The 12,141-nt window shown below is 37.7% G+C and carries 3 protein-coding genes; 1 reads left to right on the top strand and 2 read right to left on the bottom strand.

Features of this window, described 5'->3' with window-relative positions:
* Window positions 1-424: 424 nt before the first annotated feature.
* Both ACECE_RS31885 and ACECE_RS31880 read right to left on the bottom strand, forming a co-directional pair.
* Window positions 425-928, bottom strand: a complete 504-nt coding sequence (locus ACECE_RS31885; protein ID WP_010252870.1) for a hypothetical protein — start codon at window positions 926-928, stop codon at window positions 425-427.
* A gap of 167 nt (window positions 929-1,095) precedes the next feature.
* Window positions 1,096-1,686, bottom strand: a complete 591-nt coding sequence (locus ACECE_RS31880) for a transposase (protein WP_456049035.1) — start codon at window positions 1,684-1,686, stop codon at window positions 1,096-1,098.
* A gap of 354 nt (window positions 1,687-2,040) precedes the next feature.
* Here ACECE_RS31880 and ACECE_RS28085 point away from each other — a divergent pair, with 354 nt between their 5' ends.
* Complete coding sequence (locus ACECE_RS28085) at window positions 2,041-12,126, top strand: non-ribosomal peptide synthetase (protein ID WP_010249962.1); 10,086 nt, start codon at window positions 2,041-2,043, stop codon at window positions 12,124-12,126.
* Window positions 12,127-12,141 lie beyond the last annotated feature (15 nt).

Genomic DNA, 12,141 nt, shown 5'->3' with positions numbered 1-12,141 from the left:
GCGGAACAAATACAGCACCAACTAACTTTACTGTGAAATAAACGTATTTATGTGCTGTAAACTTTATTAACACAATAACTAGCTGTTTTAAAGGGGTGTTGCGAATGCAACATCCCTTTTACATAATATTATATTAAAATAGTAAAACTTAATCCCTTTTAGTGACATAATTACTAAGGTATGGTATAGTAAAATTATTACATTTAGTGCTTTTATATATGGTTCTACTTTAATTAATATTAGGCATTTGCAAAATGACTTAAAAAATCAGATGTAAAAAGTTAGAAGAGATGTAAAATGGACTTTGATAACTTAAGAGGGATATATGTTAGTGATTTGACTGAAAAACCAGAACCTTGTTGATGAAATTACAGCACAAATAAGCTTATGTATAAGACATAAGTTTCAAGAGTAAGTTAGTAAATCAAGCGATTAAAGGTTTTAAACTACGTATATACTTGTGCTCATGAATTTTATCTGCAAGTATTACAGTAATTAGTTGTGTGATACCTGCGAGATATAAATCTGCTTTAATAGTTAGGTTGTCTCTTGTTTTAAGATTACCACAGGCCATAGGCTCCTTAAGGTATTGAATGTTTTTTTCTACTACAGTCCTAATTTTGTAGTCAGAAATCCATTCGTCAGAGCCTCTAATCACACCTGGATACATGCGTTTATCCATGGCAGGAGATGTGAAGGTTACACGACCGCAAGGCTTGCCATTACAGGGGTTATCACAAGAAGTAACCCATTTACCTTTAATTAGTTTTGCCTGTGGGCACCGCCATTTGAATCTTTCGATTCTTCCTTCTTCTCGGCTCCAGCCATTTGGTTTCATTGGTACAGAAGAATCTTTAGAGCAAAGTGGCCAACCATCATCATTGTATTTAATAGGCGGAAGATTAGGGTTTGAATTTCTGGAATTCAAAGGTATTAGAGCCCTTTGAAACTTGAGTTCATCTAAGAGCAATGTGTAGGTATCGCACGTATCAAAAATAGAATCACCAAGGGAAAGTGCTTGGGTTTTAAAAATCCGGGGGGAAAGAGTTAAAGGAAGTTTGCCAAAATACTGGGTTTAAGGGATTTGGAAATCCCCTAATAGATTTCATCTTCGTCTTGGAGAATCCGAATTTTTTTCTCAATGTGCATTTCAGGATGTTTCTTTTTGAAGTCACTATCCAAAAAAGCCAATATGTCTNGGAATGCGAGGNCNGTTTGGTGATAATGCCAAAACTTGTAGACATAGCAGAAGTAGCCGTTANTGTAGAGTTGCTGATTTTCTTTGTTTGCAGAGGCTGAAGAAGGCATAAGGCTATAAGCCATTTTATATACATCGACATCAGGCTTGTCCTTGTAGAAAGCCTTGAGTTTTTTTATGATAGAATTTATGAACTTTGGGTTATTCTCAGTTACAAAGGTTTCAATACCTGAAGTATCATAAGCGATAGTGGATGCAAGAGTAGTGTTAATTTCCTGGCAAATAGGTTCTGTAATATCTACAAGGTGGTTAAAGAAGTTTTCCAGGTAAATAACGAAATCTTGTTTGAACCGTGTAAACTGAGAGTTATGAGGGACGTCTGGAAGGCCACAGAATTCACGGGCTTCATGGCATAAATTAAGAAAAATAATGAGTAGCGAAACTGTAGGAATGCCAAGAATTTTCTGCAGAACTAATGCTGAAAGCATTGAAGAGAGTGAATATTTACGGTCTCTCCCTAGAGTTTTGTGGTAAGACCAATAAAAATCCTGTGGTATAAGCGAAGATAAATCAAGATGTTGTGAGAGTAGCTTAAGAAATTTTGGCTTATTATTTTGAAAAACATCTTTACATTCTTCGAATGTGTCAGCAAAAGAAATTTGTTTATAAAGTTTTACCATTTGTTTTCCCCTTCTCTTGTTTAAAATTGGATTAGATACCTATATTTTACTAGAAGCAGAGGGGGAAAACAATAAAAATATCAATTTGAAATGCAGTAAATTCAAGCGTTATAGCATTTCGCAAATAACTATAAATATTCTAAATTTGGGGGATTAGAAAAAATGTATACTTTAAATAATGATGAGAAAATTACGGCGGATAAAAATCCAAAAGGCAAAAGTGCCGTAGAAGACATTCTGCCGTTAACGCCGATGCAGGAAAGTATGTTGTTTCAATACCTTAAGAATCCCAGTAGTGAAGAGTATTTTCAGCAGTTGACTTTGTATTTATATGGGGAATTGGATGTTGAGGGGTTTAAAAAAGCATGGTGCACTGTAGCCCAAAAAAATGAAGCTCTACGTTCGGTAATTAAGTGGGAAAATCTCAACCAGCCTGTACAGGTGATTTTTAAAGAGCAGAGGCTTAAGATCAGGGAATACGATTTTTCCAGTATTGATGAAGGTGCATGGCGTGAAAAAGTGGTTAAAATGTCTGAAGAGGACAGAATGGAAGGCCTCGATATTGAAAAGGAACCATTCAGAATAAGTCTTCTCAAAATGCCTGGACACAATTATGCAGTAATAATAAGCGGACACCATATTTTATATGACGGATGGAGCAATGGAATACTTTTAACGGAATTCTTTGAAGCATACAACAGATATATTAAAGGAATTAAGCCTTCAAGCGAAATTAATAAATTAAAAATCAGAGATTATATCAAATGGACAAAGACTTTGGATAAAGAGCATCTTGCGGAATTCTGGAAGAATTATTTATGTGGATTTGACAAAAAAACGAGACTTCCGGTTTCAACAGGGAAAAAAGAGGCTCAATTTGGTACAGAGGAATTTACATTTGATCTCTCTCTTAAGCTTTCCGAAAAAGTTAAGAGTTTTGCCAGAGAGAAAAATTTCACTCCTGCCACTTTATTTTTTGCTGCATGGGGGATTTTGCTGCAAAAAATTGACAATTCAAAAGATGTTGTTTTTGGGGTTACAGTTTCGGGAAGAAACTTAAAATTAAGGGGAATTGAAAACACTGTAGGGTTATTTATAAACACCATACCTGTAAGATTTACGGCGGCCGGAGATGAAAAGTTAAGCAAATGTCTGGAGGAGTTAAACCGTGCTTTAATTGGCAGGGAAGAATTTGAGTGCTGCTCACTTTCGGATATCAAAGACGTAAGCGAAATAAACAACAGAGAAAACCTGTTTGATTCAATTATTGCCTTTGAAAATTATCCTTTAGATACAAAACTCTTGAATTCTGAAGGGAATTTTAGAATAACAGATTATGAGGTTTTTGAAAAATCAAACTTCGACTTGAGTGTTTCAATTATGAACTTTGAGAAAATGAAAATCAAGTTCATTTATAACAGGGGGACTTTTGAAAAAAGTTGTATAGAAGACCTTTCAAGGCGTTTTACAATGATTATTGAGGAAATGGTAGATAAAATTGAGAAGCCTCTTTTTGAAGTGGAAACGTTGGAAAAAGAGGAAAGAGAATTTTTATTAAGCGACTTAAACAATACTGTAAGTAAGTATCCAAAAAGAAAAACTCTGCAGAAACTTTTTGAGGAACAGGTAGAAAAAAGACCTGATGCAGTTGCACTTAAGCTTGAAGATATAGAAATGACCTATGGGGAGCTTAATGAAAGAGCCAATAGACTTGCAGCACTCCTTATAAATAAGGGAGTAAAGTCTAATGAAACGGTGGGTATTTTGTTCGGCAGATCTTTTGAAATGATAATAAGCATACTTGCAGTGCTTAAAGCTGGGGGTGCCTATTTACCTTTAGACCCTGATAACCCGGTGCAAAGGTCTATAGACATGATTAGAAGCACAAAAACAGGAATTGTTTTGATGGAGAAGTCTTTGGGGGAAAGGTTATTTCCATCAAGGGATGTTTTCAATGTTGAGTGGGATATTGAAACCTTAGTATATGAAGAAATAACAGAGAAGTTAAGTGAATATCCTGCTTCAAACCCTGTATGTAAAAATATATCCTGCGATACAGCTTATGTAATGTATACATCTGGTTCAACCGGAACACCTAAGGGGATACAGACATCCCACTATAATATAAGCAGGGTTGTGAAGGATACCAATTACATAGAAATATTGCCCTCGGATATAATACTGCAGCTATCAAATTATGCTTTTGACGGTTCCACATTCGATATTTTCGGAGCACTGTTAAACGGTGCAAAGCTTGTGCTTACAAAGAAAGAAACATTTCTGGATATGGCAAAGCTGACAGGTATTATAAAAGATGAGGGGATAACGGTATTTTTTATAACTACTGCGCTTTTCAATGCTTTAGTGGATGCAGATGCACAGAGCCTTAAAAATATAAGAAAAGTCCTTTTCGGAGGGGAACGCATTTCTACCATCCATGCTGCAAAGGCTCTTGAGGCAGCAGGGCAGGGCAAGATTGTACATGTATATGGGCCTACTGAGACAACTACCTTTGCAACTTATTTCCCGATTGACAATATTGATAATTCTTCTGTAACTATTCCAATAGGAAAGCCTATATCAAATACTGAAATCTATGTGCTTGACAAAAACTTAAAGCCTGTATTTTCAGGTTGTTTGGGGGAGTTATACATAGCCGGAGATGGTGTCGCAAAGGGCTATATAAATGATGTTGAACTCACATCTATGAGGTTCATCAAACACTTGTTCAAATCAAAAGGGTTTATGTACAAGACTGGAGATATTGTACGAATGCTTCCCGGGGGAGATATCGAATTTATAGAAAGAGCAGATAAACAGGTAAAAATCAGGGGATTTAGAATAGAACCAGGTGAAATAGAAGCCTGCCTCAATGCACATGAGGATATTGGGGAGGCTGTTGTGAACATATTGAAGGATGTAGATGGAAATCAGTATATTTGTGCTTATGTGGCAGTAAAGAAGGAACTAACCGGAGATGAAGTGCGGAATTTCCTGTCAAAAGAACTTCCTGCATATATGATACCTTCTAAAATTGTACTTGTTGATAAAATCCCTGTTACATCTAATGGGAAGGTGGATTTTAAAAAACTCTCCGAATACGTCAATGGAGACGAGTGCGAGGCCTTATATGAGGAACCTAAGGAAGGTTTGGAAATGAAGCTGGCCGATATATGGCAGCAGGTACTAAAGGTTCAGAAAGTTGGGGCAAACGATGATTTTTACTCATTGGGAGGACACTCACTGAAAGCGACAATGCTTGCTTCAAAAATAAAAAAGGAATTAGGTTTTGAAGTGCCTTTGGCTATATTGCTTAAAAATACCACAGTAAGGCTTCTGGCTAATTGCATCTCAGACTTGAATAAAGCCGATTTTAAGCCTATAGAAAAGGCTGTAGAACAGGAATACTATCCTGTAACAGCAGCTCAGAAAAGTATTTTTGTTCAAAAGTATTCGGATGACGTTGGGACTCTTTATAATATGCCGCTTTCGCTCTCAATAAAAGGGCACATAGATGAAAAGAAACTTGTCAATTCCATTAAGCTGCTGGTTAAGAGGCATGAAGCATTAAGAACTTCATTTCATATGCTTGAAGGAGAGATCGTGCAGAAAATAAATGGGGATATAACGATGGACATTCCTGTTATAGATGCATGTGATGAGAGCATTGACAGATTAATTAATGAGGCAGCCCAGCCGTTTGAATTATCTATAGCTCCCCTTATGAGATCGAAGCTTTTTAAGTTATCAGATGTTGAACATGTACTTTTTTTAGACATGCACCACATAGTTTCGGACGGAATTACAGTAAAAATTCTTATTGAAGAATTAATTTCAATCTATGAAGGTAAAGAGTTGGAAGAACTTAAGGTGCAGTATAAGGATTATACAATGTGGCACCTTGAACAGGTAAAGAGTGAAAGGTATGCGAAGATGGGCATGTTCTGGAATGAAATGCTTAAGGGGGAAATTCCGGTTCTTAACATGCACCTTGACATGCAAAGACATGATAAAAGAAGTTTTATAGGGAACAGCTACAAATTTGACCTTTCTCAAAAGCAAAAGAATGAGTTGGAAAGGCTTGCAAAAAAGAATAGAGTCACGTTGAACAATGTTCTTGCTGCTGCTTATTACATACTTTTAAACAGGTATACGGGTCAGCATGATATTATAATTGGTTCGCTTGTTGCAGGAAGAAGTGAGCAGGATACATGGCGTATGGCAGGTATGTTCAATAATTTTCTTCCATTGAGGATGGAAATTGATACTAATGCCGACTTTGAAAGCTTTTTAACAGCAACCGGGGATATGATGATAAAGGCATATGCCAATCAGGATTATTCCTTTGACAATATTGTTGAGAACAATCTTAAGGATGCGGATGCTTCAAGAAATCCTTTCTTTGATACTATGCTTATTTTGCACAACCAGTTTGATTCGCTAAACATTATCAAGCTCGGTGAAGCATCACTCTCAAATCGTGAAGTCGTGCACAATACTTCAAAGCTGGATTTTAAGCTGGATATAGTGGAAGAAGCATCAGGTGAACTAAAGTGCATACTGGAGTACAGTGTTGATTTGTTTTATGAAAGCACAATTGAGCGACTTGCTCAGCATTTTACAAATATCATTAATGAGGTGCTGTCAAATCCGAAAATAAAGATTAATGAAATAGAAATGCTCTCTGAAAACGAAAGGTTACAACTGCTCAATGATTTTAACTCAACAAAGGTTGAATATTCTAAAGAGAAAACTATATATGATTTCTTAACGCAACAGGCAGAAGAAACACCAGACAGAACAGCAGTATTTTTTGGAGAAGAGTCGGTGTCATATTCAGAGCTTGACAGGAGATCAAACAGGCTTGCAGAGGTCTTAAGAAATAAAGGTGTAACAAGGGACAGTGTTGTTGCAGTTATGCTGGATCGTTCTGTTTCCATGGCGGTAAGCCTTTTTGGAATTCACAAAGCCGGTGGGGCGTATATGCCGATTAGTCCAGAGTATCCTTTGGCTAGAATAGACTATATGCTGGAGGACAGCGGTGCTGTATTACTGATAACGGAAGAAGCTCACAGATCTAAAATCGGTGAATATGTAAATACGGTTTTTGTTGATGATCCAGAGGTCTTTAATGGAGAAGCAAAGGAAATTCAGAAGATTAATGAGCCTAATGATCTGGCGTATGTTATATATACATCAGGTTCGACAGGAAAGCCTAAGGGAGCAATGATTGAGCATTACTCAATGGTAAACAGACTGAACTGGATGCAAAACAGCTTCCCAATAGGAGAAAGTGATGTGATACTTCAAAAAACTCCATTTACTTTTGATGTATCAGTATGGGAGCTTTTCTGGTGGGCAATGGCAGGGGCTAAAGTATGCTTCTTAAAGCCGGGAGGGGAAAAAGAGCCTTCTGAAATCATAAATGCAATTGAGAAGTATAAGATTACAACAATGCATTTCGTGCCTTCAATGCTATCTGCATTTTTGACCTATGTGGAAAACGGTATAGACATTATAAAGCTAAAAAGCTTGAGACAGGTTTTTGCAAGCGGTGAAGCTCTTGGAGCAGGTCTTGTAAATAAATTCAACAGGTTGTTTGCGCCAATAGGAACAAAGCTTATCAATCTCTATGGCCCTACTGAGGCGACAGTGGATGTATCCTGGTTTGACTGCTCTTATAGAGTTGATTTTGATACTATACCAATAGGAAAACCCATTCATAATATCAGGCTTTATGTTTTGGACTCTAAAGCTAAGCTTCAGCCAATTGGGGTACCGGGTGAACTGCATATAGGCGGAGATGGTCTGGCAAGAGGATATCTGGGAAGGCCTGAACTCACAGTTGAAAAGTTTATAGCAGATCCATTCTATGTAGGAGAGCGTATATATAGAACCGGGGATCTGGCAAAGTGGCTGCCCGACGGGAATATTGAATACCTGGGAAGGTTGGATAACCAGATAAAAATAAGAGGTTTCAGAATTGAGTTGGGGGAAATCGAGTCGGAACTTATAAAAATAAAAGACATTAGGAATGCTGCTGTTAAAGCGTTAGAAGACAGTGCCGGTGACAAATATCTTTGTGGTTATATTGAGGCTGGGGAAGATATTGATATTCAAGACATAAGGGAGAGATTAGCTAATGTACTGCCCTATTATATGATGCCGTCAAATTTTGTAGTACTGGATAAAATGCCGCTTACGCCAAACGGAAAGGTGGATGGAAAAGCACTGCCAAAGCCTTCTAAGCAAGACAAGGATGAGAGCTTGTATGAGGCACCGACCAATTCTATAGAAGAGAAGCTTATAGAAATTTGGAAAGAGGTATTGGGAATAGATAAGAAAATCGGGATAAATGACGATTTCTTCCGTTTGGGAGGTCATTCGCTTAAAGCTGCAGGACTTGCAGTCAAGATTCACAGAGACTTTGGCGTGGGAGTAACCATAGGAGAAATATTTAATGCTCCTACGGTAAAAGAACTGGCTTTTCTGATAAGTGAATCGGAAGAAAAGGATTTTGAAGAGATTGGCAAGATTGAAATACATGAATATTATCCTGTATCTTCTTCGCAAAAGAGGCTGTTTATAATAAACAGGCTCGAAGGCGACAACACAGTTTATAATCTACCATCAATGTCTATCATTGAAGGTGAGTTGGATATTGAGCGTTTCAAGCTGGCTTTGGAAAAGCTTGTACAGAGGCATGAGTCTTTAAGGACTTCCTTTAAGCTTTTTGGAGAAATACCTGCCCAGATTGTTCATGACAATATGAAGATTGATTTTGATTATTGTGAAGCTATAGGAGAAGAGCCGGAGAAAATAGCAGAAAGGTTTATAAGCCCTTTCAATTTAGAGGTAGCACCGCTCTTCAGGGTGGCATTGGTTAAAATGAATACCGCCAGGTATTTCCTGATGTTTGATATGCACCATATAATTGCTGATGGAGTTTCATCGGTGATACTTGCAAAGGAATTTATCAGCCTTTATATGGGAGAAAGTGTGCCTGAACTCAAAATCCAGTTTAAGGATTTTGCAGCATGGCAAAATTCCCTTGAATCAGGCGATGAATTAAGAAGACAGGAAGAATACTGGCTTGACAGGTTTAAGGGAGAGATTCCTGTACTTAATCTGCCTTCCGATTATCAAAGGCCTGCTGTACAAAGCAGTGAGGGAGATAAATATACTTTCAGTTTCGATAAAAAGACGCTTGATGGGATAAGAGAACTGGCGCTCAGAAAAGGTGCTACACTTTACATGGTTCTTTTGGCGGCATATAACACACTTTTATATAAATATACCGGTCAGGAAGACATTGTGGTAGGATCGCCGACAGCCGGAAGACAGCATGCTGATGTTGAAAATGTTGTGGGGATGTTTGTTAATACCCTTGCCTTGAGGAGTTTCCCAGGCGGAGATAAAAGCTTCACACTTTTCCTTGATGAAGTAAGGGAAAATGCGATGAAAGCTTATGAAAACCAGGATTACCAGTTTGAAAGGCTTGTAGATACTCTTCAAATTCCGAGGGACATAAGCCGGAATCCATTGTTCGATACTATGTTTGTACTGCAGAATATGGGCATTCCTACTATGGAATTTGAAAACGTAAGGTTTTTGCCATACAAAGTAGAAAGTAAAACTTCAAAATTCGATCTGACAATGGAGGTTGTTGAGAACGAAGAGGACTTGGCTGTTAATATTGAATACTGCACGCGCCTCTTTAAACCGGAGACTATAGAACGAATGGCCGGACACTTTAAAAATATAGTTGATGAGGTTATAAATAATGCTGAACTCACTTTAGATGAAATAGATATGCTTTCAAAAGCAGAACATGAGCAGATTATTAATGTGTTTAACAGTACGTTAGCTGAGTATGATAAGGAAAAGCCGGTGTATAAGCTTTTTGAAGAACAGACTCTAAAGACACCGAATAATGTAGCTGCCATATTTGGGGAGGATAGGGTAACATACAGGGAACTCAATTTAAGAGCGGATAAGCTTGCGGCTATTTTACAGCAAAATGGTGTTGGAAGGGACAGTATTGCAGCAATAATGCTTGACAGATCCATTCTGATGGAGATTAGCATTCTAGCAGTACATAAGGCAGGAGGAGCATATCTTCCTATCAGCTCGGAATACCCTGATGATAGAATTTTGTACATGCTAGAGGACTCAAATGCGGTTGTGCTTTTGACAAATAGGGCATTTGACAGCAAATCAGGTGATGGAATAAAGAAGATATTTGTTGAAGATGCAGGTATTTATGAAGAAAGTGCTGGCAAACAGCAGGTACTAAGTAAACCAAACGACCTTGCATATGTCATATACACATCGGGATCAACAGGAAAACCGAAGGGTGCGATGATTGAGCACTATTCACTTGTAAACAGGCTCAATTGGATGCAGAAGGCTTACCCTATAGGAGATGGGGATGTGATACTGCAAAAGACACCTTTTACATTTGATGTATCGGTATGGGAGCTTTTCTGGTGGGGTATGACTGGCGCAGCAGTATGCTTCCTTGAGCCTGGGGGAGAAAAGAATCCTGAGGTGATTTTGGAGGCTATAGATAAGAATAAAGTTACTGTTATGCACTTTGTGCCGTCAATGCTAAATGCTTTTCTGGAGTATTTAGGCAAGGGTGCTGACCTAAGTAAGTTAAAGAGCCTCAAAAGGGTATTTTGCAGTGGGGAGGCACTTCATCCGGCACAGGTTAAGAAGTTTAACAGCCTGCTCACAAAAGCTAATGGCACAACCCTTCATAATCTCTATGGTCCTACAGAAGCAACTATAGACGTGTCATATTTCGACTGCCCGACTGTAGATGAGGTAGATATTGTACCTATAGGCAAACCAATTGACAATACAAGTTTCTATATACTTGGCAACAACAATGTTATACAGCCGGTAGGAGTGCCAGGTGAACTGCATTTAGCCGGGGATGGCCTTGCTAGAGGGTATATTAACAGGCCTGAGCTCAATAAAGAGAAATTTGTGAAAAATCCATTCAAAGAAGGTGAGATGCTTTACCGTACAGGAGACATCGCTCGCTGGCTGCCTGACGGAAATGTTGAATACATTGGAAGAAAAGATAATCAGGTTAAGGTAAGAGGCTTCAGAATTGAGCTTGGAGAGATAGAGACAGAGCTTTTAAAACATGAGGATATAACTGATGCAGCCGTAGTTGCCAGGGAAAACAGTGATAAAGATATGATTCTTTATGCTTACTTTGTGGCAGGCAGGGAACTTACTGTTAACGAAATAAGAGAGTTTTTGTCCAAGAACCTTCCAGCTTATATGATACCGTCCTACTTTATCAAGCTGGATAAAATACCTTTGACCTCAAGCGGAAAGGTTGACAGGAAGGAACTGCCTCAAGTGGATGGAGGGATAGAAACCGGAACGGAATATGTTGCTCCCACAAATGAGGTGGAAGAAAAACTCTTAGAGATTTGGAAGGAAATTTTAGGGCTTGATAAAATCGGTATAAACGACAGGTTCTTTGAGTTGGGTGGATATTCAATTCTACTTATAAAGATGCATTCAAAGGTTGAAGAATTATACCCGGGAAAGGTAAAAATTACAGATCTTTTTGCTTATCCTACTATTTCAATGATTGCAGAGTTTATAAATAGCCAAAAAGAAGAGACGAATAAAGAAATTTCATTAAAAGGAGTTCCTTTTTCTAAAGAGTATTTTGGTATTGAAGCGGGAGCCAATAAGGAAATGGGTTTTAATCTGAATATAGACTTAGCTACCCACAAGAGCCTTAAGGAAGCTGCAGCGGTTAATAATATTGAGATATCAGATATCCTGATCTCGGTAGGTGCATATTTGATTTCACAAATAAGTGAAGAGACTAATACAGTATTTCAAGTTTCACTCGATGAATCAGACACATTCTCTTCAATAAGTATTGAACTAGGGCAAATAAATAAGTTTGAGGATTTATTTAAAGAAGTCTTTAAAGTTCGTAAAAGTGTTTCAGCAGATGCAAGTTACAGAACAGAAGATTTAAAAAGAAAAGTAGTTGCAAAGGATACATATGAGATTGTGCCTCTTTTCTATAAGTCTGAAAACATAAGTGCAAGCTTTGCTCTGTTAGATGTATTTGATATTGCATTTGAATATGGCGAAGAGGAATGTACCACATTGTATATAAGATTTAATGGAAATCGGTTAAGTAAAGCTAAAATGAAGGAGTTTGCAGCACTATATTTAAAGATTCTTAGTTTGTTTTTAAAATAAAAATATATTTATACA

Origin of the sequence: Acetivibrio cellulolyticus CD2 (genome assembly GCF_000179595.2) — a bacterium.
In the GTDB taxonomy this organism is placed as follows: Bacteria; Bacillota; Clostridia; order Acetivibrionales; family Acetivibrionaceae; genus Acetivibrio; species Acetivibrio cellulolyticus.
Note: the sequence above shows the minus strand (reverse complement) of the source record. Positions and strands in the feature narration are given on the sequence as shown.